The organism is Ruegeria atlantica (assembly GCF_013032505.1).
In the GTDB taxonomy this organism is placed as follows: Bacteria; Pseudomonadota; Alphaproteobacteria; order Rhodobacterales; family Rhodobacteraceae; genus Ruegeria; species Ruegeria atlantica_F.
The window spans coordinates 116345-141118 of sequence record NZ_WQCG01000003.1; the positions used below are offsets into that span (position 1 = coordinate 116345).

Consider the following 24774-nt stretch of genomic DNA (forward strand, 5'->3'; position numbering starts at 1 on the left):
TGTTGCGACGCGCGACGCCGAGAGTCAAAGGGGGAAATCCGGCTTGATTCTACCCGTGGCCCGGTGCATCACGACCGCATGCTGATTTACAAAATTTTTAGGGCCGACGAATGGGCCACGTTACAGGCGCAAGGTGCATCGGATGGCGCGCCAATTGATGTCACTGATGGATATGTCCACTTCTCAACCGCCGAACAGGCCGCAGAAACAGCCGCCAAACATTTTGCCGGGGTCGAAGGTTTGACCCTGCTGGCCTGTGACGTTGATGCGATGGGCGACGACCTGAAATGGGAAGTCTCACGCGGTGATGCGTTGTTCCCGCATCTCTACCGGCAAATTCGTATGAGCGATATCGTTTGGTCGCACGCCCTCCCTTTTGATGGAACGGTTCACCAATTTCCGAAGGAAATGAAATGACCGAATTTGTCGATCCGGAGCGTGCCCAGTTTGAGGCCTTCAAGGACCTTGATCGGGACCACCCGATCGAGATGCTGAACTTGGTGAAGTTCCGCGACGCTGCTGAGTATCCCGCAGGGCACAAACTCGTGGATGCCGGGCTGACCGGCGCGCAGGCTTACGGCAAGTACGGCTCGGAAACCGCTCCGATCATAGCGCGCCTTGGCGCTTCGATCCTGTGGCGCGGCGTGTTTCAGACGACACTGATCGGCCCGCAAAACGAAAACTGGGACGCAGTATTCATCGCCCGCTATCCCACAGCGCACGCGTTTCTGGAAATGGTGACGGACCCGGTTTACCAAATGGCCGTGGTGCACCGCCAAGCCGCCGTCGAAACCTCGCGCCTTATACGATGCGCCCCTACCGCTGGCGGAGAGGTATTCGGATGAAACTGACTGAAAAACTGGGGCTGGCAGCCCTGCACCGCATGGATCCTGAGACAGCTCACGGATTATCGATCAAGGCGCTAAAGGCCGGATTGGCCCCCGCGCCGGGTCCAGTGACCTCCAATCGGTTGCGCACCGAAGTGGCGGGATTGGACCTGCCGAATCCCGTTGGCCTGGCCGCAGGATTCGACAAGAATGGTGAGGTTCTTGCGCCTTTGTCCCGCGCAGGGTTCGGGTTTATCGAGGTCGGTGCCGTGACCCCGCGCCCGCAGCCCGGCAACCCGAAACCACGTCTGTTCCGCCTGACCCAGGACATGGCCGCCATCAACCGGTTCGGGTTCAACAACGAAGGCATGGACGTCATGGCCCGCCGTTTGGCTGACCGTCCAAAGGACGCGGTGATCGGCCTGAACCTGGGTGCCAACAAGGACAGTGATGACCGCGCAGGTGATTTCGCAAAAGTTCTGGCTCATTGCGCCGCGCATTTGGATTTTGCAACGGTCAATGTCTCATCCCCGAATACGGAAAAGCTGCGGGATCTGCAGGGCAAAGCGGCGCTATCTGCCCTGTTAACCGGCGTGATTGAAACCCGCGACGCTCTGCCCCGTCCGCTGCCGATCTTTCTAAAGATTGCCCCCGACCTGACCGAGACCGAATTGCAGGACATCGCCGAAGTGGCCCGCGAAACCGGCGTCGATGCGGTGATTGCAACCAACACCACCCTGTCGCGCGACGGCCTGCGCAGTGCCCACAAAGGCCAAGCGGGCGGGCTGTCCGGCGCACCTGTGTTCCAGAAATCAACCCACGTGCTGGCGCGGCTCAGCCAACTGACTGACGGGAAAATCCCGCTGATCGGCGTTGGCGGGATCGGGTCAGCAAAGCAGGCATATGCCAAAATCTGCGCCGGGGCTTCAGCCGTACAGTTCTATACAGCTATGGTCTACGGCGGCATTTCGCTGGCAGCAGAGATTGCCCAAGGCCTGGATGACCTGCTGAGGCAGGACGGTTTCACGTCGGTCGATCAGGCCGTTGGCAGCAAAAGAGAGGACTGGCTGTGATCAAGTATTGGCACAACCCGCGCTGTTCAAAATCCCGCGCCGGACTTGCATTGCTGGAAGAAAACAGTGCGACGGTCGAGGTTCGAAAGTATCTGGAGGATGCGCCGTCAGTCGAAGAGTTGCGCGCCGTGCTGTCCCAATTGGGAATTCCGGCCATCGAGATGATGCGGACGGGCGAAAAGCGCTTCAAAGAACTGAGCCTGACGAAAACGACATCAGACGATGACTTGATTCAAGCCATGGCGGAAAACCCCATCCTGATCGAACGCCCTTTGGCTGTGGCCAGCAATAAGGCCGCTATTGGTCGTCCGCCCGAAAACCTGCTGTCACTGCTTTAGGCGATTTGCATTTCCAGCTTGCGGTAACGCCACCCAAGCGTAAGCCCCCGTGCGATGTTCAGAACCATCAGCGCAGCCCATAGACCGTGGTTGCCAAAGGCAGGCACCAGCAGGAACAGGGCGACCACATAGATCGCGACCGATTGTATCATCGCCTGCCGCATGGCGCGCGTCCACGTGGCACCGATATAGATGCCGTCGAACATCCAGCTTGCCACGCCGATCACCGGCGCAAGCGCGGCCCAGAACAGGAATTCGCGCGCGGCCACCCTCACTTCGGGCGCAGTCGACATCAGATCAATCAGCGCGGGCCCCGCGAAAAAGAAGATCAGACCCAGTGCAAAGGCACCGCCAACGCCCCATTGCGAGGCCATGATCGACGCGCGCCGGACCTGAGCGCGGTCTCGCGCCCCGACCGCACTGCCCACCAGTGCCTCTGCAGAAAAGGCGAAGCCATCCAAGGCAAACGCGGTGATCTCAAGGAATTGCAGCAGCACCTGATTGGCCGCCAGATTGACGTCGCCCAAGTCTGACCCGACAAACAGGAAGGTGGTGAACGCCCCGGTCAACAGAACTGAGCGGACCATAATATCGCCATTCACCTGCATCATCCTGCGCAGACGTGTGGCGTCGAATATTCTCGGCCAGTCGCGCCATTGATTTCCTGCAAACGCGTCGCGGCACAACCATAGACCCAGCGCCAGTCCAGTCCATTCAGCGATCAGCGTGGCGATGGCTACACCTTCGACACCCCAGCCAAGGCCCAGAACAAACCACAGGTCCAAAACGATGTTCAGCCCATTCATCCAGACCTGCAGAACGAACACTCCGCGCGTGCGTTCAACCGCGATCAACCAACCGGTCACGGCATATAACGCAATCGTCGCCGGAGCCCCCCAGATACGGATTTCCAGATAGGCACGGGTCAACGACTCAACTTCTGGGCTGGCCGGCGACAGGGCGAATGCCCCCCAGAACACCCAGACCTGTGTCAGGATAAAGAACAGACCCGCCGCGCCGCCCAGCAATAACCCACGCATCAACAAGGCGCCGGTTTCCGCCGTGTCCCCTGCACCGCGCGCCTGAGCCGCCAGACCTGTTGTTCCCATACGCAGGAAACCAAACACCCAGTAGATCGTGGCCAGAATAACAGCGCCCATGCCAACGGCGCCGATTGGGGCTGCTTGCCCCAACTGCCCCACAACACCGGTGTCCACCGCCCCCAGGATTGGGACCGTTGCATTGGACAGCACAATCGGAGCTGCAATCCTGAGCACCCGCTTATGTGTAATGGGTGCCGAAGTGTCCTGCATTGCGGGTTATTTTCCGTCTGCGTTGGGTTGCGGCATCAGGAAATGCCCCGAAGCCTGCGCAAAAAGCCGCGCGTGATTGTCCTGCCAAGCCTCAACCCGAACCGAGGCATACCGACGTCCCGACCGGCTGATGAACGCGCGTGAATAGGCGTCCCGCGGCAGACCAGACCGCAGGTAATCAACGGTAAAATCGACAGTTTTGGGAAATCGTACTTTTTCGTAGTCAGCGATATCGCTGGCATCCAGCTCTCCGCTTTCGATCTTCGGCAACAAAAAATCCCAGCTAAGGGTAATGACGGCTGTGACCTCCAGAAACGCCGCTGTGACACCGCCGTGCAACGCGGGCAGTAACGGGTTACCGATCAGCTTCTTGTCGAAGTTCAGCACACCGGTCAGCTCATCACCGCGGCGGTCAAAGCCGATGTCGAGGAACCGGATGTAAGGCACACCATCGACAATCGCATTTAGTGCCGCATCCCGGCGCTGTTTCACGACCTGGACGGGTTCGGGACGAGAACGCGCCATTACAGACCCTCCACTGTGAATGAGCCTGCAGCAGTAGCCACTGGAAGACCTTGGTCTTCGTCCATCGCCGTAGCGCGGACAAAGGCGACGTTCCGCGTAATATGATAGCAGGTCGCCTGGGTTGTAATGGTCTGCCCTGGTGTTGCGACCCGCATGTAGTCGATCCTGAGGTCAATCGTCGCCGTACCGCCGGGAGCTGACGGATGGCTCATGACAGCGGCGCCACAGCAGGTATCCAACGCAGCGAAAACAGCGCCGCCATGGATCACCCCGGTGCGCGGATCGCCAACAAGCTCTTTGCTGTAGGGCATTGTTATACCCGCTTCGCCATTTCCGATTGAGGTCAGTTTAAGACCCAGCGCCTTTGCATGCGGGATCGCCTCGATGAACTGGCGCGCAATTGCGGCTTTGTCGACCATGTACTTGAATCCGTTCTTTTGGTTTATCCCTTTATGAGCCCGTGTCCGCCAAAAGAGCAAGCCCGCCGGTTGCGCTTGCCGCTGACAAAACATAGTCTGCGCCAGAGGAGATCAGGAATGTCCGACAACCGTTTGTCATTCAAAGAGATGTGCACCGAGTTCGATGTGACTCCGCGTACCCTGCGCTACTATGAATACATCGAATTGCTGCAACCTGACCGAGAAGGCAGGTCGCGATATTATGGTCCGCGGGAATGCGCACGCATGACTTTGATCCTGCGTGGCCGCAAATATGGGTTCTCGCTGGAAGATATCCGCCAGTGGCTGTTGATCTATGAAAACGAGGGCAACGAGGTTCAGATGCGTGCTTTTGTCGACGTCGCCGACAAGCAGATCGTCGAACTGAACCAGCAAAAGCAGCAACTGGATGAGGCAATTGATGCCCTGACCCAGATGCGCGACCAGACGGCCAAATCACTCAAGTGATTCCGCCGGCGTGCCGTCGCACACCCAAAAAATGACGCGAGCTCCGCAATTTCCGGGCGTACCTTAGTGCGTGTCGGGCTGCACTTTCGAGTTTGACACATCCAAATTCCGTTACGTTAAACGCTAAAAAGTCAGCAATCCGCGACTTGACGCATGCGGAAGTTACGTAAACTTATTTTGTGACGCAGCGTTCACATTACGTGAACGTCATCTACGTGTTGTAACGTGCGCATCGACTGCGCACCTGACTTTCATAGACGCCAGTGACGAGAGTGCTAAGACCATGACCGAAGATCTGATGACCATCCGCGAAATGTGCGAGACATATGATGTCACACCCCGCACTTTACGGTTCTACGAGGCCAAAGAGCTTTTGTTTCCAATCCGTGAAGGCCAGAAACGGCTGTTCACCAAAAGCGACCGTGCACGCCTGAAACTGATCCTGCGCGGCAAGCGCTTTGGCTTCAGCCTTGAAGAAATCCGCCAGCTTCTGGACCTGTATCATGTGGGCGACCAACAGCTGACACAGATGTCCCGCACCTATGAGATTGCGTGCGAACGTCTGGAGGACATGGAAGCGCGTCGTGAGGAACTGACGCAGGCGATCGACGACCTGAAAGAACAGTTGCGCTGGGGCGAGAAAGTAATCGCCTCGATGAAACAAGACAAAAAGGCTGCCGAGTAACCCCCTCGCCTGCCTGCCACCCGGACATATGAATTAAAGGGAGCTTCACATGCCCGTCTACAACGCGCCAACCAAAGACACGCAGTTCATTCTGCACAATGTTCTGAAAATCTCGGACTCTGACGTTCCGGGGTACAGCGAACTCGAAGCCGATTTCACCGGCGCTGTTTTAGAAGAAGCAGGCAAGGTCGCCACCAACGTATTGCACCCGCTGAACGTGGTCGGGGATACCGAAGGATGCCGTCTGGAAAATGGTATCGTTTATACCCCCAACGGTTTCAAAGACGCCTTCGAGCAGATGAAGGAAGGTGGCTGGACTGGCCTCGACATGCCGGAAGAGTATGGCGGCCAAAATATGCCTTACGTCCTGGGTACGGCTGTTGGCGAGATGTTCTCGGCCGCGAACCAGGCATTCGTGATGTACCAGGGCCTGACGCACGGCGCGGCGTCGGCGATTTTGGCACACGGAACCGACGAGCAGAAAAATAAGTACCTGCCGAACATGGTCAGCTGTGAATGGACCGGCACAATGAACCTGACCGAACCGCATTGCGGCACCGATCTGGGCCTGATGCGCACCAAGGCGGAACCGCAGGACGACGGTAGCTACAAAATCTCTGGTCAGAAGATCTTTATCTCGTCCGGTGATCACGACATGGCCGATAACATCATCCACCTGGTTCTGGCCAAGATCCCCGGCGGGCCCGAGGGCATCAAAGGCGTGTCACTCTTCATCGTGCCCAAGTTCATCGTCAATGAAGACGGCACACCGGGTGAGCGTAACGGTGTCTCGGTCGGAAAGATCGAAGAAAAGATGGGTATCCACGGCAACTCGACCTGCGTCATGAACTATGACGAAGCCACCGGCTGGCTGCTGGGTGAAGAGCACAAAGGCATGCGTGCCATGTTCACCATGATGAACGAAGCGCGTCTGGGTGTGGGCATGCAGGGTCTGTCTCAGGCCGAGGCCGCTTACCAGAATGCCGTCGAATACGCCAAGGACCGCCTGCAGGGTCGTGATGTGACTGGTGCAAAGAACCCGGACGGCCCCGCCGATCCGCTGATCGTGCACCCCGACATCCGCCGCAACCTGATGGATCAGAAAAGCTTCACCGAAGGTGCACGTGCATTCATTCTTTGGGGCGCGACCATGATCGACAAAGCGCACCGTTCAGGTGACAAGGACGCAGACGGGCTGATCTCACTGCTGACCCCGGTCATCAAAGGCTTCCTGACGGATGAAGGCTACGACATGACCGTGCAGGCTCAGCAGGTTTATGGTGGCCACGGCTATATCGAAGAATGGGGCATGTCACAATACACCCGCGACGCTCGCATCGCGATGATCTATGAAGGCGCCAATGGCGTTCAGGCGCTGGACCTTGTCGGCCGTAAACTGGCACAGGATGGCGGCAAGCATGTCATGGCCTTCTTCGAAATGGTCAAATCCTTCTGCAAGGAAAACGGTGGCAATGACGAAACCTATGACAAAGCGTTCATCGAACCGCTGAAAGCAGCGTCCAAGGACCTGCAATCCGCTGGCATGTACTTCATGCAGGAAGGCATGAAGAACCCGAACAACGCTCTGTCCGGTTCTTATGACTTCATGCACATGTTCGGCCATGTCTGCCTGGGCCTGATGTGGGCACAGATGGCTAAAGCCGCTCAGGAAGCGCTGGACAGCGGTGCCTCGGACAAAGAGTTCTACGAGACCAAGATCAACACCGGCCGCTTCTACATGGCTCGTCGCCTGCCCGCGACCGCTATGCACCTGTCGCGGATCCAGACGGGCGCCGACACGGTCATGGCTCTGGACGCAGCGAACTTCTGATCACAGTCTGGGTCCGGGTAACATTGCCCGGACCCAACTTACCGGAGGAACCATATGCCAAAACGTTTTCGACTGACTCGCCGCTTTCCCGTCGCAATGACCGAGGACGGGTATCGCAAGCTCAAAGCATTCGCGCGTGAGGCTGGATTGGACGAAGGAGAAGCACTGTCGTTTTTGTTCGAGAATTTCAACAGCGTGATCAACGAGGACAACCTGACCCACCGCCTGCGTATCTTCAATTCGGAGCTGGATGATCGCAAACGGTAAAAACATCAGCCACCTTCAATCAGGTGGGCGTGTTTTCAGAAAGACAAACCCCAATGGCACTTAGCCTTATGGTTCGTCTTTCTTGAGATACGCGAAATTCGACTTCGCACCATGCGCCTTGGGAGGGGCGATCACATGACAATCAAGCTTCATTGCTTCGGAGAAAGCGGAAACAGTTACAAGGCTGCGCTGGCGCTGGAAATGTCCGGGCTGGAGTGGGAACCGGTCTTTGTCGACTTCTTCAAAGGTGTAACTCGCACGCCCGAGTTTCGCGCCGAAGTGAATGAAATGGGCGAAGCACCTGTCCTGATCGATGGTGATTTCCGCACGAGCCAGTCTGGCGCCATTCAGACCTATGTGACCGAGAAGTCGGGCAAGTTTGGTGGCAAGAACCGGGAAGAGAATTACGATGTTCTGCGCTGGGTGCTGTGGGATAATCACAAACTCAGCTCGATGGCCGGCCTGACCCGCTTCCTGATCAATTTCCTGCCGGAACAGCACCGCAATCCCGATGTAATCGCTTTCAATCAAGGGCGCCTGAAGGCCGCGTACCAAGTGCTGAACGATCATCTGGACGGCCGCGACTGGATTGTTGGCGACGATGTCACGAACGCTGATCTCAGTTGCTGCAGCTATCTGTATTACCCCGAACCATTCGGCTTTGACCGCGCCGACTGGCCCCACATCGACGCCTGGCTGTCTCGCTTGTCCGAGCAACCTGGCTGGAAACACCCCTATGACCTGATGCCCGGCAACCCGTCGGATCGAGCTTGAGGAGAAGACCCATGACCGAAGCTTATATTTATGACGCCCTGCGCACTCCGCGCGGCAAGGGCCGCAAGGATGGCAGCCTGCACGAGGTAACCTCGGTGCGCCTGTCCGCCCTGACCCTGAACGCGATGAAAGAGCGTAACAACCTCGAAGGCCACGCCGTAGAAGACGTGATTTGGGGCAACGTCACCCAAGTGATGGAGCAAGGCGGCTGTCTTGCGCGCTCGGCGGTTCTGGCCTCTGATCTGGATCAGTCGATCCCCGGTCTCGCAATCAACCGTTTCTGCGCCTCAGGCATGGAAGCTGTGAACCTCGCGGCGAACCAGGTCAAAGGCGGCGCAGGTGAGGCTTACATCGCAGGTGGCGTCGAAATGATGGGCCGCGTTGCCATGGGCAGCGATGGTGCTGCAATTGCCGTTGACCCCTCGCTGGCGATGGATACCTATTTCGTTCCGCAGGGCATCTCGGCCGACATCATTGCTACCGAGTACGGTTTCTCGCGTGATGACGCCGACGCTCTGGCGGTTGAATCGCAAAAACGCGCCGCAGAAGCATGGGCGGACAACCGGTTCGAAAAGTCGGTCATCACCGTTAAAGACCAGAACGGCCTGACCATTCTGGACCGCGACGAATACATGCGCCCCGGCACTGACATGCAGAGCCTCGGAGCCCTGAACCCTTCCTTCCAAATGATGGGCGAGCAGATGCCCGGCTTCGACAAGGTTGCGATGCTGAAGTACCCGCATCTTGAGCGCGTGAACCACATCCACCATGCCGGCAACAGCTCAGGCATTGTGGACGGTGCGGCGGCTGTTCTGATCGGCAACAAGGAATTTGGTGAGAAGTACGGCCTCAAGCCGCGCGCGCGCATCAAGGCAACCGCCAAGATTGGCACCGACCCGACCATCATGCTGACCGGCCCGGTTCCGGTGACCGAGAAGATCCTGGCCGACAACGGCATGAAGATCGGCGACCTGGACCTGTTCGAAGTCAACGAAGCCTTCGCCTCGGTCGTGCTGCGCTTCCAGCAGGCGTTTGACGTGGATCCGGCGCTGGTCAACCCCAATGGTGGCTCGATCGCGATGGGTCACCCGCTGGGCGCAACCGGTGCGATGATCATCGGCACGCTGCTGGATGAGCTGGAGCGTCAGGACAAGGAAACCGGTCTGGCCACGCTCTGCATCGCATCCGGCATGGGTGCGGCAACCATTATCGAGCGGGTCTGATGCCCAAGCTGGATCTCTCTCAGATCCCGTTTCAGGGCGGCTCGGCCTATCCCGGCAAACTGGCCGAGGCGACCGCGGGTCGTTTTGTGCAGCGTGTGGGTGATGCAGGCGGACTTTCCCAATACGGGGTCAACATCGTGCGGCTTGAGCCGCAGGGCATGTCTTCGCTGCGCCATTACCATATGGAGCAGGACGAATTTGCCATCATGCTCAGCGGCACCTGCGTGCTGATCGATGACGATGGTGAGCATGAGATGCAGCCCGGCGATTGCGCCGCTTGGCCCGCAGGTGAGGCCAATGGTCACCACCTTGTGAACAAAACCGATGCGCCCGCGACCTTTCTGGTAGTGGGCACACGGACCCCGACCGAGACCGGCTACTACAGCGACATAGACATGATGGTGAAGGATGACGAGAACGGATTCGCCTTCACCCGCAAGGATGGCAGCCCGCTGACGGCTGACCAGATTGGAGATGACAATGACTGATTTCACTCTGAGCAAAGACGCAGACGGCGTCGCCATTATTACCTGGGACGTGCCCGGGAAAACCATGAACGTGATGTCCTTTGATGGGCTGGCGCAACTGAGCGATTGCATTGATCAGGCGCTGGCGGATGAAGATGTCAAAGGCATCGTCATCACGTCAGGCAAGGAAGGGTCATTTGCTGGGGGCATGGACCTGAACCTGTTGGCAGTGATGAAGGAACAGGCGGGCGACAACCCGGCAAAAGGTCTGTTCGAGGGCACGATGCAAATGCACGCCCTGCTGCGCAAGATCGAGATGGCGGGCATGGATCCCAAGACCAAGAAAGGCGGTAAGCCGATTGCCACCGTTCTGCCCGGCACTGCAGCGGGCATCGGTATGGAATTGCCGCTGTCCACGCACCGCATCTTTGCGGCCGAAAACCCCAAGGCGAAATACGGCCTGCCCGAGATCATGGTTGGCATCTTCCCCGGCGCAGGCGGCACCACGCGGATGGTTCGCAAGGTTGGCGCGATTGCGGCAGCTCCGCTGTTGCTGGAAGGCAAGATGCTGGACGTCAAAAAAGCCAAGGGCGCGGGTTATATTGACGAGATCGCAGCCGACCCGATGGCCGCAGCCAAGGAATGGGTGTTGAACGCCAAGGATGCCGATCTGGTCAAACCTTGGGACGCGAAGGGCTATAAGATGCCCGGCGGTGCCCCTTACCATCCTGCAGGCTTCATGAACTTCGTCGGTGCCTCGGCGATGGTGAACGGCAAGACCCAAGGCGCATTCCCTGCTGCCAAAGCTTTGCTGAGCGCGGTCTACGAAGGCGCGCTGGTCGATTTCGACACGGCGCTGAAGATCGAAGCGCGTTGGTTCACCTCCGTGCTGATGAACCCCTCTTCGGGTGCGATGATCCGTTCGCTGTTCCTGAACAAGGAAGCGCTGGAAAAAGGCGCTGTGCGTCCGGCGGGTGTTCCGGATCAGTCGGTCAAGAAGATCGGTGTTCTGGGTGCGGGCATGATGGGGGCTGGTATCGCGCTGGTGTCGGCTCAGGCCGGTATGGAAGTGGTTCTTGTGGACCGCGACCAGGAAGCTGCTGACAAGGGCAAGGCCTATACCGAGACCTATCTGGACAAGGGCATGAAGCGCGGCAAAGTCACGGCTGAGAAGAAAGAGGCCATGCTGGCCCGCATCACCGCGACCCCGGATCTGGACAACCTCAAAGGCTGTGACCTGATCATCGAAGCTGTCTTCGAGGACGTGGGCGTCAAGGCCGAAATGACCAAGAAGGTCGAGGCGATCATCCCCGAGGACTGCATCTTTGCCTCGAACACCTCGACTCTGCCGATCACCGATCTGGCCAAAGCATCCGTGCGTCCGGATCAGTTCATCGGCATCCACTTCTTCTCGCCGGTCGAGAAGATGTTCCTGGTCGAGATCATCAAGGGCAAGGAAACCGGTGATCGCGCGGTGGCCAAGGCGCTGGACTATGTGCGCCAGATCCGCAAGACGCCGATCGTGGTCAACGATGCACGCTTTTTCTATGCCAACCGTTGCATCATTCCTTACATCAACGAAGGTTTGCGCATGATCACCGAGGGCGTCAGCCCAGTGTTGATCGACAACGCCGCGCGTCAGTTGGGCTTCCCCGTTGGGCCAATCCAGCTGAATGATGAGACTTCGATTGATCTGGGTGCCAAGATTGCTCGCGCGACCAAAGCCGCGATGGGCGATGCTTATCCGGAAAACCCGGGCGACGATCTGATCTTCTGGATGGAGGAAGAGGGTCGTCTGGGACGCAAAGCAAACGCGGGCTTCTTTGACTACGACGAAAAGGGCAAGCGCACCGAATACTGGAAAGGCCTGCAAGAGAAATACCCGCATGCAGAAGACCAGCCTGATCTGATCGAAGTTCAGGAACGTCTGATGTTCGCTCAGGTTTTGGAAGCGGTCCGCGCGCTCGAAGAAGGCGTTCTGGAAGATATCCGCGAAGGTGACGTGGGCGCGATCCTTGGCTGGGGCTTTGCCCCTTGGTCAGGTGGGCCGCTCAGCTGGCTGGACATCATCGGTACGCCCTACGCGGCCGAGCGCTGTGATCAGTTGGCTGCGCAGTATGGCGAACGCTTCGCCTGCCCGCCGCTGCTGCGCGAGATGGCCGACAAAGGTCAGAGCTTCTATGGCCGCTTTGATCCCGAAGCGAAGGCTGCTTAAAAAATTGACGCTGGTGCGGGAAACCGCGCCAGCGCCATTCTTTAACCAATGATCTTTAACCAACGACTTTAAAAAATTAGAATATCGGGGCAGGCCGTCCCGGCCGACCAGGTCGACGCGCGCCTTTTACAGGCCGCACCGGAAATATCGGGTGCTCCATGATCGGTGCCGGTACTGCGCCCAGTGAATTCGCCAGAACAGCAATGTCCCTGCAATGCGCGACCATATCGATTAGATCCTCGGTCCGCTCTGCATCGACCACCTTATATGAGGCGTTTGCTGGCCGGCTGTTCGACCCGAAGCGTCCCGCAGGACAGAAGGCCCGCAGTCCACCCTCAATATAAATCACTTCGTCTTGTTCAAAGAACAGCGAACAAACCTCAAACAGAAGCGACGGCGCGCTGGACGATAGCCGGAACGTACCACTAAGTACCCGTGCAGGCACGACAGGCATGCTGATGGGCAGTGTGATTGGACCGCTGTTGAATTTGGTGTTGTCCAATGCGACGCCCTGCTCTGGCATCAACCAAACCGGGGCTCCATTATACAAAGTGTTTGATGGCACCCGTACGGGCAAGTTTTCCGGTTTCGTTTCACTGGCCGGGATTGCGATGCAATCCGTCGAAACCCGCGAGACAGCCTTGAACCCGTTGTCCAATGTTCGGATCAAATCACCGGCTTGAAGGTTTTCAACTGTTTGCCATCCCCGATCTGTCGAGATCTTTGTACCGTGGACAAAACCGCCACGACGCGCATTCAGCGAAACAGTAGGGTTGTTCCGCATTTCACGGCTCGGAACGTCTTCATAACTCAGAACACTCTGTACTTTTAACACGTGTCGCACCCACTTCTGACACAAAACAACTACTCATAACGGCTAGCACAACGTAAGCATGGGCGACTTAATTTAGACACATTACGGCCCGATTTGGGCTCTTAAAGCAGTAAAAAACAACATTTCCCTGAACAACACCGCGCAAAAATGCAAAATTGGCAGAATTTTGGAAACTATAATCAACATTTACGATCACCTGTGGCGCCGAATCTGTCTGAACTCCTGACTGAAACCGCTTGGGCGGCGTAGTGCCAATCGGTCTCTGGACTGAATGATCCGTGCAGGCCCACCCAAACTAACTATTGGCAACAGGAATTGGCTAAATCGGTTCTGGCCGGGCAGCCTCGCGTCCGGCACGCCACCCCAACAGGGCACCGGCAACGGCAATTAAACCAATACCGCCGATCTGCATGGGCCCAATCGCCTGTCCAAAGGCCGCGAACGCGAACAACGGGCCAAAGATCATGACCGAGTACTCAAAGACCGCGACATAAGACGGCTCGCCCACCTGATAGGCCTTGATCAGCATGAATACCGCAATCGTGGAACCAACGGCCTGTACCGCAATCCACGGCAATGCGGGTTGCATTTGCCAGACCCATCCGCGCGTGGCAAAGCCGTCGGGACCGTCTGGCGAGATCATCGGGAACAGTTCGAGCACCAAAAGGCCGATCGCCCCGGCCGATCCCAACGTTATGATCATTGCGGCCAGCAGTGCGACGGTACTTTCCTCAGAGCAATGGCTGCGCGTGATAACTGCGCTCAGCGCATAGAAAAGACCACCTGCGACGGGCAGTAGACTGCGGGTATCGAAATCATAGGGATCAAGTTGCAGCACGCACAGGATCCCCACAAAACCCAGCAGAACCGCAAGAATTCGCCAGGGACCAATCCGCTGTTTCATTGCAACGGCTGAGATCAAGAGAACAAAGATCGGCGACGTAAACAAACCCGCCAGCGCCTGCGCAATTGGCATGACAGCAAGCGACGCGAAATAGAACAACATAGCCAGGGTGATCAGCACGCTGCGCAGAATCACCGGACCAAATCGTTTCGGACGCATTTCGCCCAGCCCCAAAAGCGACAGGCCAAAAATCAGCGGCAACATCAGCAACGCGCGACTCAGATGAAACTGCCAAAGGCCAATTTGTTCGGCCAGCAGGATCACTACATTGTCGATCACCCCAATAATCGCCATCGCGCTGATCATCAGCACCGACGCCAATATGGGTGAGGTCTGATTGTCCGCCTGCATCTTTCGCCTCGGTAGTTCGGTTCGGCGCAAAAGAACGTCCCCTTGCGCGCCGTTGTATCCAGCACATTTACCGTAGATGGCGCAACTGGTTTGCGCCCTTGGAAATTACCATGTTAAGCTGAGACAAAATAATAACGAGCAAACCTCACCTTGATGACGGCTCTGAAACAGTTCCAGCGGATCGAAGCCACCGGTCTGTGGCGCCCCTCGCCCGACGTGCAGAGGCGAGAGGTCGTAGTGTCGATTGGCGAAGCTACGCTGACGATTTCGGATTTCAACGACCGGGCCCTGACCCATTGGTCTCTGGCTGCGCTGGAGCGTCAGAATCCCGGAAGCTATCCCGCCATCTTCAACCCGGATGGCGACCCGGACGAGACGCTCGAGCTGGAAGAATCTGAAACCACAATGATCGCAGCCATTGATCGATTGCAAAAAGCGATTGACCGGTCGCGCCCGCATCCCGGACGTTTGCGCTGGTTAAGTGTTGCGGGTGTAGTGGCTGCAGTTGCCGCGCTATTGCTGCTCTGGGTTCCCGTCGCGTTGCAAAGCCACGTCGTTTCCGTTGTACCCGAGATTAAGCGATACGACATCGGGGACGCGATCCTGCACCGGATCGAACGGGTTTCGGGGGTCGCGTGTACATCAGAGGATGCGCAAGCCGCGTTGGACCAACTGGCGACCCGAACCGGAGTGCGTGAGGTCGTGATCCTACCCGCTGGAGTGCAAACCAGCCTTAGCTTGCCCGGTGGGATCATTCTGCTGAACCGCTCTTTGGTTGAAGATCACGAAGACCCGTCCGTAGCTGCCGGTTACATCATCGCCGAACGCGCGCGGGCCGCCGCAAAGGATCCTTTGGATGAAGTGCTGGACCGAACCGGACCAACCACGGCGTTCCGACTGCTAACGACTGGAGAGCTGACGCCCCAGATCGTTGACAGTTATAGCGAACAGGTCCTGTCAGAACCGCGCCCGTCCATATCCGATCAGGAATTGCTAGAAGTATTCGCGCAGGCGGCGCTGCCGTCAACGCCATATGCCTATGCGGTGGATGTTACCGGAGAAACCACTCTGGGCCTGATCGAGGCCGACCCGATGGCCGGGCGCCCTCTATCACAAGTGCTGCCGGACCGCGATTGGGTCCGACTTCAGAATATCTGTGGCGAATAGACCGATTACTTTGTCCCAAACATCCGGTCACCGGCATCGCCCAGACCCGGCATGATATAGCCCTTAGAATTCAATTCACGGTCCAGAGACGCGGTGACAATGTTCACGTCGGGATGCGCCTCTTTCATGCGGGCGACACCTTCGGGCGCGGCCAACAGGCAGAGAAAGCGAATATCGGTCGCCCCGGCCTCTTTCAGCAGATCAATCGCCGCGGCCGAGCTGTTGCCGGTTGCCAGCATCGGATCAACCGCAATGACCAGACGATCCTTCAAGCCCTCCGGCGCTTTGAAATAGTATTGCACAGGCTTCAGCGTTTCTTCATCCCGGTAGAGGCCAACAAAGCCCACACGAGCCGATGGGACCAGTTCCAGCACCCCGTCCAGCATTCCATTGCCCGCCCTCAGGATCGACACCAGCGCCAGCTTCTTACCGGCCAGAATGGGAGCGTCCATCTCCTCCATCGGTGTCTCGATGTGGCGGGTGGTCAGCTTGAGTTCGCGTGTGACTTCATAGGCCAGCAACAACGTGATCTCACGCAGCAACTGTCTGAACACGGCGGTCGAGGTGCCTTTGTCTCGCATGAGCGTCAGTTTGTGCTGCACCAGCGGGTGATCAACGACGGTCAGGTGTTCGCTCATGTTCTCTCCAGTCTTTTCTTAACCCGTTCGCGGGTTTCATCATCGCAGAACGCCGCGTTCAAGGCGGTGTCGTTCAGGGCTGCAAAGTCTTCGGCGTCCCAGCCAAAGGCCTGGTTCAGCATCTCATATTCACGCCGCATGGTGGTATGGAAAAACGGCGGATCGTCAGTGGATACTGTGACCTTCACACCGTGATCGCGCAACCGGGCAATCGGATGTGCAGAAAATTCGGGGAACAGGCCCAGAACCACGTTCGAGCCGGGGCAGACCTCGAGCGTGACGTCACGATCGACAAGTTCCCGGATCAGGTCGTCGTCCTCGATGGCCCGAACGCCGTGACCGACCCGTTCAACACCGAGGTCCCGAACAGCATCGCGAACGCTTTCGGGGCCGCCAAATTCTCCGGCGTGGGTGGTTAGGCTCAGCCCCGCTTCGCGAGCGCAGTCAAAGGCCCATTTGAAATCGCCCTGCGTGCCGACGCCTTCGTTTCCGCCCATTCCAAATCCGGTGATCCAGTCACCCGCAGTCTCGGCGGCGCAATGCGCGCTTTGTTTTGCCTGCTCGGGCCCGAAATGACGAACACAGGTGACAACCCCGCGCAAAGTAATGTCGAACTTGCGCTCGGCCTCATCCGCGGCGTCTTGAATCGCGTTCAAATAGTCGCGCCAGGCGTGCACGTCACCGCCACCGCAGAAATCAGGGCTTAGGAAGGTTTCCGAATAGACCACCCCGTTCTGAGCGCTTTCTTCCAGAATGGCCAAAGTCAGGCGACGGAAATCCTCGGGCGATTTGAGCACCTCGCAGGCCGCCTCATACACGCTGAGGAAATGGGCGAAATCACGGAAGTCATAGCTTCCATCCGCTTTGAAAATTCCGCTCAGGTCGATGCGCTTTTCATGCGCAAGCTGACGGATGAAATCAGGCGGCGCTGCACCTTCATGGTGTAGGTGCAGTTCGATCTTGGGTAGGTCTGCGACGGTCATAGAAAACTCTTTCCCGGCCCTTGTGCCGGAACATTCAGGTGGTGTGCGATACTGGCGGCGACATCGGCGAAATCTACGGCCCCGATTTGGCCAGAGCCTTGCCCAGCAATTAGAACAGGCACCTGTTCACGTGTGTGGTCGGTGCCAACCCAACTGGGGTCGTTGCCGTGATCGGCGGTCAGCAACATCATATCACCAGGGCGCAGCTTATTCAGGATCTTTCCAATTTCACGGTCGAACCATTCCAAGGCGCTGGCATAGCCGCTGATATCGCGGCGATGGCCATAAAGACTGTCGAACTCAACAAAATTGGCAAAGGTCAGGCTACCCTCTTCGGCCTCTTCGACCAGATCGGACAAGTGTCCCATCAACTCAGCGTCCGAGCCTTTACGCAACGTGTCGATTCCTTGCATCGAGAAGATGTCGCCAATCTTACCCACCGCGTGGACCCGACGCCCCGCATCCTGCACCCAGTTGGTCAGGACCGGCGCGGGGGGAAGTATGGCGAAATCCTTGCGGTTGGTCGTGCGGGTGAAGCCATCGTTGACTGAACCTACAAAGGGTCGCGCAATGACTCGGCCCACTTTCATCTCATGCAAATGTGGGGCAAGTGCCTTGCACATGTTCAGGAGACGGTCCAGGCCAAAGCTTTCCTCATGCGCGGCGATCTGGAAAACGCTGTCGGCCGAAGTATAGCAGATCGGCCAGCCGGTCCGCATATGCTCGGCCCCCAATTCGGCAATGATGGTCGTGCCCGAGGCGTGGCAGTCGCCCAGTATATCGTCTGTACCGGCGGCCTCAGCCGCAGCGCGACGCAATTCGGCAGGGAAAGCATGCGTCGTATCGGGGAAGTAATGCCAATCCCACGGCACCGGCAATCCGGCCAGCTCCCAATGGCCCGAAGGCGTATCCTTGCCCGGCGAATATTCGCGTGCGCTGCCCCAGAGCCCAGCCGGCTCGGCATCCAATCCCGGTGTTGTGGCCCCCGATGCCAACCGCGTTGCGGCCCCTAGCCCAAGCGCATCTAAGGTTGGCAGGTGCAGCGGACCTGAGCGCCCCTTTTCGGCGCGCCCCTCGGCACAGGCCTGTGCAATATGGGCCAGCGTATTTGCGCCAGTATCCGGTATCTCGCCATTGAAGAAGCGATCCGCGTCCGGCGCACCCCCGATACCGACCGAGTCCATCACCACCAAGAACGCGCGGGTCACGGCGTGATCCTTTCGTGGATGAGTATAGGTTCCATCGGGGCGTCGTCACCAATTGTAATCGCCTTCAAAACGGCATCTGCGGCCTGTCGCGCAGCGTCTTCGCGCGCGGCATGAACCACGGCCAGTGGTGCACCCTTCTCGACTTTGTCGCCCAGACGAACGATGCCGGACAACCCAACCGCCGGGTCGATCACGTCATCTTCGACCTGTCGTCCGCCGCCCAGTGCAACAACGGTCAAGCCCAGCGCTTCGCCGTCAATCGCAGTAACGTGTCCGTTGGTCGGTGCTGTGACCTCAAGGATCACGCTGGCCTCTGGAAGATAGCGGGACCAGTTGTCGACGAACTGCAAAGGCGCGCCCACAGCCGCCATCATGCGCCCAAAGCGTTCAGCCGCGCGACCATCGCGGATGACATCTGTGATTTTGTCGCGCCCTTCCTCGGCGGTTGCAAACATCCCCGCATCCACTAGCAGAACTCCACCCAACTCGGCCGAAATTTCAGCCAGGGGCGCGTAGTGGTCTTTCGTCATGACTTTCATCACCTCGGCCACTTCCAGTGCATTCCCCAGCGCAGGAGCCAAAGGTTGGTGCATATCGGTGATCACCGCTGAGGTCCGGCAACCTGCCGCATTCGCAGTTTCCGAAAGGGCGCGCGCCAGTTTGCGCGCGTCGTCCAGCGTTTTCATGAACGCCCCGCTGCCGACTTTGACGTCCAGCACCAAAGCCTCGGGGCTGGCGGCCAGTTTCTTGGACAAGATCGAGGCTGTGATCAGGTCCAGGCTTTCAACGGTCGCCGTCACGTCGCGGATCGCATAAAGGCGTTTGTCCGCAGGGGCGATCTGTCCTGTGGCCCCGACAATAGCCGCACCCGTTTCCCGCAGAATTTGCGTCAGGCGATCCTGACCGATCTGAGTGCTGACACCGGGAATGGACTCGAGCTTGTCCAGTGTCCCACCGGTATGACCCAGCCCCCGACCCGAGATCATGGGAACGTATGCTCCCAACTCGGCCAGTGCAGGTGCAAGCACAAGGCTTACGCTGTCCCCCACGCCGCCGGTCGAGTGTTTGTCGATGACCGGGCCATCGAAATCCCAGTTCAGCACATCGCCGCTGTCACGCATGGCGGTCGTCAAATCGGCGCGTCCCTGCGCCCCCAATCCGCCCATGCAAACGGCCATGGCAAAAGCGCCCGCTTGCGCGTCGCTGACACCGCCATCTGCCAAACCTTGCGCGAACCAGCTTAGCTCATCGCCAGTCGGCACTTCGTTCCTACGCAGTTTTGCAATGATCGAACGGGCGTCCATGAGGTCACACGTCCTCCATATGGGAGGCGTCGAATGCGCCCGGCAGCAATTGTCCAATCGTGGTTTCGAACTCAGCGCCGTCAACGGTCGCAAGGGTCACCTTGACGTCCCGCTTGCCAAATTCGGCCAGTTTCTGTCTGCACCCGCCACATGGGGGAACGGGTTGCGGGCTTGAGGCGACGACATAAACCTCGGACAGTTCCTGTTCGCCCGCGGCCACCATCGCGGCGATTGCCCCGGCCTCGGCACAGGTGCCTTCGGGATAAGCCACGTTTTCCACGTTGCAGCCCGAGAATACCTCGCCGTTGGCAGACCGGATTGCGGCCCCAACTTTGAAGTTGGAATAAGGCGCATACGCATTTTCCCGGACAGACAGAGCTGCATCTTTCAAAGTCATGACGAATCCCCATTTTTGATCAACTGGTCAGAAAACCATACCCTAAATGAAACTGCCCGCAGAGTTGAACCCCCGGTGTACAAGTTTCCTAGGCAAAAACGCACTTAATCCAGATTGGTGTTGAAGACACCCGGCAGGGTGACCTCAAGCAATTCGACATCATCCGAAGGATCGGACAGTTTGGTGCGCATACCCGGCGGGATCACGAAGGCATCCCCTTGCTCCAGAGGGTAAGGATCGCGCCCTTCACCTTCCAGCGTCACTTCGCCCGCCATGACAAAAGTGAAATGGATATCCGTGTCATGTGTCGCCCAAACCGGATCACCCTGCCCTTTGCGCACGACCTGCACGCCCGCAACACCCTTTGTATTCTCGGCAATCGTTGTATCACGGCAGATATAACCCGGCAGGCGGAACGCGACCCATTCCGCATCATCACCTTTGTTATAGACGAACCGCTGCCCCTGCCATTCACGCTCGGGACGGAGGTGTGGTGTCGGCAGCTTCATATCGTGGTCGATTTCGGTGACGTGTTCGGCAGGAACACCAATTTCGATCACCTGAACATTGTCCGATGCTTCTAGAACACGGTGGCGAATTTCAGGGGGTTGAATAAAGCAATCCCCGGCCGTCAGGCGCAGTTTGTCACCCTGATCCTCGTAAACTACGTCGACCCAGCCATGAATGCAGAAAATCAGTTGAAACCCGACCCTGTGAAAATGCACCATATCCGGCACCGGGCCGCCATCGGGGATGCGGATATGGCTGGCGATGATCGAACCACCCAGCCGATCCGGTACCAGATCGCGGTAATGCATCCCTGCCCGCCCGATGATCCAGGGGGCCTGATCTTTGAGCCTGCGCACCACGAAGGAATGCACCGTTTCGGGCATCACCATCGGCGGGTTCAGTTCATCAATCTCAACCCGCGTGCCGTTGGGCGCGACCAAAATTCGCTGCCCTTCAGCAAAACCGTCAGGGTCCTCTGTCAGGATGCGGATCGAACCAGCAGCCTCGGGCGCGTCCTTCTCGACCCGAAGGCGCAACCCGTGGCCGGAAAACACGGCAACACGCGGATCGTCGGCGGGATAGATCATATCCATCCTCATACCGAGCACCTTCGTGTAAAATGGGATGTCGTCGCGCAGTTCGCTTGTCGGCAGGCGGATTTCAGCGCGCGTCTGGCTGTTGTTCAAGGTCGAGGTCATTCAGAGTCTCTTCGGCATCGGTTTTTGGCCATCCGATCAGAACAGACGCCAAAATGCCAATCGAAAAGAACATCTCAAGCGTTTCTTCGAGAACAAAAAACCGCACCGCCATGATAGCAGACAGGTCGGCTTGATAGATTCCGGAAACTTCCTCAAGCAGTTGGGCGATCACCGCCAGCAGTCCTGCCAGTACGAAAATCACGAAATAGGGCGCTCGGCGCTTTACCGCCTGCCAAGCGGTCGGAATGCCATGCCACAGAGCACCTCCAATCACGACGACGGCCAAAACGATCCGGACCAGCGTCATATCAAGCAAATTGTCCAGACCATTCAGAGCCCAATAAGGCAGGCTATCCACTGGGTAAATTTCGGCCTCAAGTTCTCGTTCTGCCAGCAACAGACAGACCAGCGCGATGTAAAGGCGGGTTATCCCGGGATAACGCCACAGCGCGGCCACGCCCGAGGCAATTAGTGCAGCGGCCGAGATCGTTTCGAACAAGCCTCCTTCATCGTTCAATGCAAGGGCTTGAACGGGCCAAATACTAACGGCGACAAGGACAAGGGTGGCAATCAGCAAGACCGAAACGTAAACGGCACGCTTCGGGCCAAGTGAAACCTGACCCGCCGGGAAAACGGCCCCGGCCTGAAATTCATCTTTATAGCTCATATATGGTTTTCGCTGCTCGACAGGTCTAGGCTGGCTCCAAAGTTTCCGGAACATAAAATCTTTGTGCTCCGTTTCAAAGGATGGCTTGCGAAGTTTTAGCGAAACTGTTGCAAAATGACGTAGCGTAGCCAAGGTCAGAGAAATAGTTTAACACTAAATCAAATTTTCTGAGGAGTTGAATCGCCGATGTCGGATACACCCAGCCTGCGGCAGGCCGCGCTTGAATATCACGCTCATCCAAAGCCCGGTAAGCTTGAAATCAAAGCGACAAAACCAATGGCGAACGGTCGCGATCTGGCGCGCGCATATTCGCCCGGCGTAGCCGAGGCCAGCCTTGAAATCAAAGCGGATCCGGCCAATGCCGAGCTTTATACCGCCCGCGGGAACCTGGTAGCGGTCGTCTCAAACGGGACAGCTGTTCTGGGGTTGGGAAACATCGGCGCGCTTGCCTCTAAACCTGTGATGGAGGGCAAAGCCGTTCTGTTCAAGAAATTCGCCGGGATCGATTGCTTTGACATCGAGGTCGACCAACCCGACCCCGAGAGACTGGCAGATATCGTTTGCGCGCTTGAACCGACCTTTGGCGCGATCAACCTTGAAGACATTAAGGCACCCGATTGTTTTGTCGTAGAAAAGCTGTGCCGGGAACGGATGAACATCCCGGTCTTTCACGACGATCAGCATGGGACTGCCATTGTCGTAGGCGCTGCGGCCAAGAATGCGCTGCACGTTGCGGGCAAGAACTTTGAAGACGTCAAAGTGGTCTCAACCGGTGGTGGCGCAGCGGGAATTGCCTGCCTAATGATGCTGGTTAAACTGGGCGTCAAGCGCGAGAACATCTGGCTGTGCGACATTCACGGGCTTGTCTACGAAGGCCGTGAAGAGGATATGAACCCGCACAAAGACCAATTCGCGCAAAAGTCGGACCTGCGTACATTGGACGATGTGATTGACGATGCAGACTTGTTCCTTGGCCTCAGCGGACCGAACGTCCTGAAACCCGAGATGGTCGAGAAAATGGCCAAGAGCCCGATCATCTTCGCTCTGGCCAACCCGACACCGGAAATCCTGCCGCAGGCGGCGCGTGAAGTTGCACCGGATGCCATCATCGCCACCGGCCGCAGCGACTTTCCCAATCAGGTCAACAACGTTTTGTGTTTCCCCTTTATCTTCAGGGGCGCACTGGATGTGGGCGCGACTGAGATCAACGACGAAATGCAGATCGCCTGCGTGGATGGGATTGCTGAAATGGCACGCGCAACCACCAGCGCCGAAGCGGCTGCGGCGTATAAGGGCGAACAACTGACTTTTGGCCCCGACTATCTGATCCCCAAACCCTTTGATCCACGTCTTGTTGGTGTCGTGTCCTCGGCCGTTGCCAAAGCCGCGATGAAAAGTGATGTGGCCAAGCGCCCGATCGATGACATCGAGGCATATAAAGAGCGGTTGAATCAGTCCGTATTCAAGTCTGCCCTGCTGATGCGCCCGGTCTTTGAGGCTGCGGCCGTGGCCTCGCGCCGGATCGTGTTTGCCGAAGGCGAGGACGAGCGCGTTTTACGTGCTGCGCAGGCCATTCTCGAAGAAACAACTGAAACCCCGATCCTGATTGGCCGCCCCGAGGTGATCAACGCCCGGTGCGAGCGGTTGGGGCTGACCGTCCGTCCCGGCAAAGATTTCCAGATCGTGAACCCGCAAGACGACCCGCGCTACTATGACTACTGGAACTCGTATCACGAAATCATGCAGCGCCGCGGTGTTACGCCCGATCTGGCAAAGGCCATCATGCGCACGAACAACACCGCAATTGCCGCGATCATGGTGCAAAGGGGCGAGGCAGACAGCATGATCTGTGGCACTTTTGGCGAGTATCGTTGGCACCTGAACTACGTCAATCAGGTTCTGGGCGATGGCGATCTGCGTCCACATGGAGCGCTGTCGCTGATGATCCTCGAGGACGGCCCCCTGTTCATCGCCGATACCCATGTTCGACAGCTACCAACTCCGGAAGAGCTGGCCGAGTCGACTATTGGCGCTGCGCGCCATGTACGGCGGTTTGGAATCGAACCCAATATCGCTTTCTGTTCTCAGTCCCAGTTTGGAAATCAGGCCGAAGGATCCGGAAAAAGGTTGCGAGCCGCGCTTGAGATCCTCGACGCCGAGCCTCGTGATTTCACGTATGAAGGTGAAATGAACCTGGATCTGGCGCTCGATCCCGAGCTGCGTTCGCGGATTTTCCCCAATTCGCGCTTGAAAGGGACGGCAAACGTTCTGATCTTTGCTCACGCAGATGCGGCGAGCGGAGTGCGCAATATCCTGAAAATGAAGGCTGATGGTCTGGAAGTTGGACCGATCCTGATGGGCATGGGCAATAAGGCGCATATCGTGACTCCGTCGATAACAGCGCGTGGATTACTGAACATGGCGGCAATCGCAGGCACCCCCGTCGCGCATTACGGCTAAATTAACCGAAACACGCTATTCAGGGCGCTAGCATCGGCGCCCTGCTCGCTTCAAAGCCGACAGGAAAATTTGCACGTCAAATTATTCAACTTTGCAAAAACGCAAAAATAGTCAAAAAAAGCAGCCAAAAAGTGATGATTTGCAAAAATTTGCAGGCTCAAACGCGGATTCTTGCAAATTTTTCGCGATAAAGTGACGCTCCGTCACAG

Annotated in this window: 26 protein-coding genes; 14 read left to right on the plus strand and 12 right to left on the minus strand. The window is 57.6% G+C overall.

Annotation, left to right across the window (positions count from 1 at the left end; translation table 11 throughout):
- Positions 1–78: 78 nt before the first annotated feature.
- Genes GOW92_RS12210 through arsC form a run of 4 tightly spaced genes read left to right on the plus strand, consistent with a single transcriptional unit; the run spans position 79 to position 2238 of the window.
- Positions 79–417 (plus strand): DUF952 domain-containing protein, encoded by a 339-nt coding sequence (locus GOW92_RS12210; RefSeq protein WP_170560890.1) that lies wholly within the window; start codon positions 79–81, stop codon positions 415–417.
- A complete protein-coding gene (locus GOW92_RS12215) occupies positions 414–845 on the plus strand; it encodes a DUF1330 domain-containing protein (protein ID WP_170560891.1) in 432 nt (143 codons plus the stop codon). The genes GOW92_RS12210 and GOW92_RS12215 overlap by 4 nt, the downstream gene beginning before the upstream one ends.
- On the plus strand, positions 842–1900 hold the full coding sequence (locus GOW92_RS12220) for a quinone-dependent dihydroorotate dehydrogenase (protein ID WP_170560892.1): 1059 nt from the start codon (positions 842–844) through the stop codon (positions 1898–1900). The genes GOW92_RS12215 and GOW92_RS12220 overlap by 4 nt, the downstream gene beginning before the upstream one ends.
- Positions 1897–2238, plus strand: coding sequence for an arsenate reductase (glutaredoxin) (arsC, locus tag GOW92_RS12225; protein WP_170560893.1), 342 nt, complete (start codon positions 1897–1899; stop codon positions 2236–2238). The genes GOW92_RS12220 and arsC overlap by 4 nt, the downstream gene beginning before the upstream one ends.
- On the opposite strand, the gene GOW92_RS12230 is transcribed toward arsC, so the two are convergent.
- The 3 genes from GOW92_RS12230 to GOW92_RS12240 are packed head-to-tail and all read right to left on the minus strand — an operon-like array spanning position 2235 to position 4495.
- Positions 2235–3551 (minus strand): MATE family efflux transporter, encoded by a 1317-nt coding sequence (locus GOW92_RS12230; RefSeq protein WP_170560894.1) that lies wholly within the window; start codon positions 3549–3551, stop codon positions 2235–2237. The two genes, arsC and GOW92_RS12230, sit on opposite strands and share 4 nt — an antisense overlap.
- Before the next feature lie 6 nt (positions 3552–3557).
- Positions 3558–4076, minus strand: a complete 519-nt coding sequence (locus GOW92_RS12235; RefSeq protein ID WP_170560895.1) for a PaaI family thioesterase — start codon at positions 4074–4076, stop codon at positions 3558–3560.
- Positions 4076–4495: a PaaI family thioesterase gene (locus tag GOW92_RS12240; RefSeq protein ID WP_170560896.1), complete on the minus strand. Its 420-nt coding sequence runs from the start codon at positions 4493–4495 to the stop codon at positions 4076–4078. The genes GOW92_RS12235 and GOW92_RS12240 overlap by 1 nt, the downstream gene beginning before the upstream one ends.
- 117 nt (positions 4496–4612) lie before the next feature.
- Here GOW92_RS12240 and GOW92_RS12245 point away from each other — a divergent pair, with 117 nt between their 5' ends.
- The 8 genes from GOW92_RS12245 to GOW92_RS12280 all read left to right on the plus strand — a co-directional run bounded on the left by GOW92_RS12245 (position 4613) and on the right by GOW92_RS12280 (position 12443).
- Positions 4613–4981: a MerR family transcriptional regulator gene (locus GOW92_RS12245; RefSeq protein WP_170560897.1), complete on the plus strand. Its 369-nt coding sequence runs from the start codon at positions 4613–4615 to the stop codon at positions 4979–4981.
- 283 nt (positions 4982–5264) lie between these two features.
- On the plus strand, positions 5265–5666 hold the full coding sequence (locus GOW92_RS12250; RefSeq protein WP_170560898.1) for a MerR family transcriptional regulator: 402 nt from the start codon (positions 5265–5267) through the stop codon (positions 5664–5666).
- A gap of 49 nt (positions 5667–5715) precedes the next feature.
- Complete coding sequence (locus GOW92_RS12255) at positions 5716–7497, plus strand: acyl-CoA dehydrogenase C-terminal domain-containing protein (RefSeq protein ID WP_170560899.1); 1782 nt, start codon at positions 5716–5718, stop codon at positions 7495–7497.
- 54 nt (positions 7498–7551) lie between these two features.
- Entirely contained in the window at positions 7552–7764 is a 213-nt protein-coding gene (locus GOW92_RS12260) for a hypothetical protein (RefSeq protein ID WP_170417753.1), read from the plus strand.
- A gap of 135 nt (positions 7765–7899) precedes the next feature.
- Entirely contained in the window at positions 7900–8538 is a 639-nt protein-coding gene (locus tag GOW92_RS12265) for a glutathione S-transferase family protein (protein WP_170560900.1), read from the plus strand.
- Positions 8539–8549: 11 nt separating this feature from the next.
- Complete coding sequence (locus GOW92_RS12270) at positions 8550–9761, plus strand: acetyl-CoA C-acetyltransferase (RefSeq protein WP_170560901.1); 1212 nt, start codon at positions 8550–8552, stop codon at positions 9759–9761.
- Complete coding sequence (locus tag GOW92_RS12275) at positions 9761–10249, plus strand: cupin domain-containing protein (protein ID WP_170560902.1); 489 nt, start codon at positions 9761–9763, stop codon at positions 10247–10249. Before GOW92_RS12270 ends, GOW92_RS12275 begins: the two co-directional genes overlap by 1 nt.
- A complete protein-coding gene (locus tag GOW92_RS12280; protein WP_170560903.1) occupies positions 10242–12443 on the plus strand; it encodes a 3-hydroxyacyl-CoA dehydrogenase NAD-binding domain-containing protein in 2202 nt (733 codons plus the stop codon). The genes GOW92_RS12275 and GOW92_RS12280 overlap by 8 nt, the downstream gene beginning before the upstream one ends.
- 76 nt (positions 12444–12519) lie before the next feature.
- Here the strand turns inward: GOW92_RS12280 and GOW92_RS12285 are convergent, their stop codons facing one another.
- Positions 12520–13227, minus strand: coding sequence for a Hint domain-containing protein (locus GOW92_RS12285; RefSeq protein WP_170561512.1), 708 nt, complete (start codon positions 13225–13227; stop codon positions 12520–12522).
- Between the two features lie 370 nt (positions 13228–13597).
- The gene (locus GOW92_RS12290; protein ID WP_170560904.1) at positions 13598–14533 is read right to left on the minus strand and encodes a DMT family transporter; all 936 of its coding nucleotides are present in this window, start codon (positions 14531–14533) and stop codon (positions 13598–13600) included.
- A gap of 153 nt (positions 14534–14686) precedes the next feature.
- Between GOW92_RS12290 and GOW92_RS12295 the strand changes: the two genes are divergently transcribed.
- Positions 14687–15700 (plus strand): hypothetical protein, encoded by a 1014-nt coding sequence (locus tag GOW92_RS12295; RefSeq protein ID WP_170560905.1) that lies wholly within the window; start codon positions 14687–14689, stop codon positions 15698–15700.
- 5 nt (positions 15701–15705) lie between these two features.
- Here GOW92_RS12295 and upp read toward each other — a convergent pair whose 3' ends face one another.
- From upp to GOW92_RS12330, 7 genes are all read right to left on the minus strand, one after another.
- Positions 15706–16338, minus strand: coding sequence for a uracil phosphoribosyltransferase (upp, locus tag GOW92_RS12300; protein WP_058274218.1), 633 nt, complete (start codon positions 16336–16338; stop codon positions 15706–15708).
- Positions 16335–17321 carry an adenosine deaminase gene (locus GOW92_RS12305; protein WP_170560906.1) on the minus strand — a complete coding sequence of 329 codons (987 nt, stop codon included), beginning with the start codon at positions 17319–17321 and terminating at the stop codon, positions 16335–16337. Before GOW92_RS12305 ends, upp begins: the two co-directional genes overlap by 4 nt.
- Positions 17318–18529 carry a phosphopentomutase gene (locus GOW92_RS12310; RefSeq protein WP_170560907.1) on the minus strand — a complete coding sequence of 404 codons (1212 nt, stop codon included), beginning with the start codon at positions 18527–18529 and terminating at the stop codon, positions 17318–17320. Before GOW92_RS12310 ends, GOW92_RS12305 begins: the two co-directional genes overlap by 4 nt.
- Complete coding sequence (locus GOW92_RS12315) at positions 18526–19833, minus strand: thymidine phosphorylase (protein ID WP_170560908.1); 1308 nt, start codon at positions 19831–19833, stop codon at positions 18526–18528. Before GOW92_RS12315 ends, GOW92_RS12310 begins: the two co-directional genes overlap by 4 nt.
- A gap of 4 nt (positions 19834–19837) precedes the next feature.
- Complete coding sequence (locus GOW92_RS12320; RefSeq protein WP_170560909.1) at positions 19838–20230, minus strand: cytidine deaminase; 393 nt, start codon at positions 20228–20230, stop codon at positions 19838–19840.
- 104 nt (positions 20231–20334) lie between these two features.
- Positions 20335–21438 carry a cupin domain-containing protein gene (locus GOW92_RS12325; RefSeq protein WP_170560910.1) on the minus strand — a complete coding sequence of 368 codons (1104 nt, stop codon included), beginning with the start codon at positions 21436–21438 and terminating at the stop codon, positions 20335–20337.
- On the minus strand, positions 21401–22105 hold the full coding sequence (locus tag GOW92_RS12330; protein ID WP_170560911.1) for a hypothetical protein: 705 nt from the start codon (positions 22103–22105) through the stop codon (positions 21401–21403). Before GOW92_RS12330 ends, GOW92_RS12325 begins: the two co-directional genes overlap by 38 nt.
- 186 nt (positions 22106–22291) lie before the next feature.
- Between GOW92_RS12330 and GOW92_RS12335 the strand changes: the two genes are divergently transcribed.
- On the plus strand, positions 22292–24565 hold the full coding sequence (locus GOW92_RS12335) for an NADP-dependent malic enzyme (RefSeq protein WP_170560912.1): 2274 nt from the start codon (positions 22292–22294) through the stop codon (positions 24563–24565).
- Positions 24566–24774: the final 209 nt, after the last annotated feature.